2 pseudogenes are annotated in these 475 nt (G+C 69.7%); both read right to left on the reverse strand.

Annotated elements, in window-relative coordinates:
• Positions 1 to 185 (reverse strand): annotated as a pseudogene (locus G3I78_RS47975) (hypothetical protein); the annotation flags it as partial.
• 102 nt (positions 186 to 287) lie between these two features.
• Positions 288 to 475 (reverse strand): annotated as a pseudogene (locus tag G3I78_RS47980) (hypothetical protein); the annotation flags it as partial.

Here is a 475-nt window from a genome sequence, read left to right on the forward strand (position 1 = left end):
CCCGGTCCCTCGCCACCCTCGCCGACGAAGCAGTAAGCGTCCCCTGCGCCCGCCCGCGCGAACTGCTCGAGCCGGGCTCCGGAAGCGAGCCGAACCCCGTCCTCCAACAGGTGGTCGGCCGGGTCCGTCGCGTCGAGGTCCGCGATCCCGGCAAAGAAGGCGACGACCTCCTCGTCGCTGCCCATGAGAGGCAGCAATGCGCCGGGGTGGGCCGGTACGCCGGCTGATGCATTCGATCCGTTCACCCGGCAACCGTAACCAGACCCGGCGCGGGTCGGAGCGCCGCTTCAGTATCGATCCGCGAGGTACGGGTACGGGGTGATCCAGAGAGAGTCGTACTTGGCGAGGACCGTCCGGAGCTCGCGGGCGCTCCGGGGTGTCATGGCCAGGAGCACGCGGTCGAGGAGCGCACGGCCTTCCACAGGGTTGCCGCAGCAGTACCAGTGCACGTCGCCCCACTCGCATTCGTCCCACA

The organism is Streptomyces sp. SID13726 (genome assembly GCF_010548375.1).
Lineage (GTDB): Bacteria > Actinomycetota > Actinomycetes > Streptomycetales > Streptomycetaceae > Streptomyces.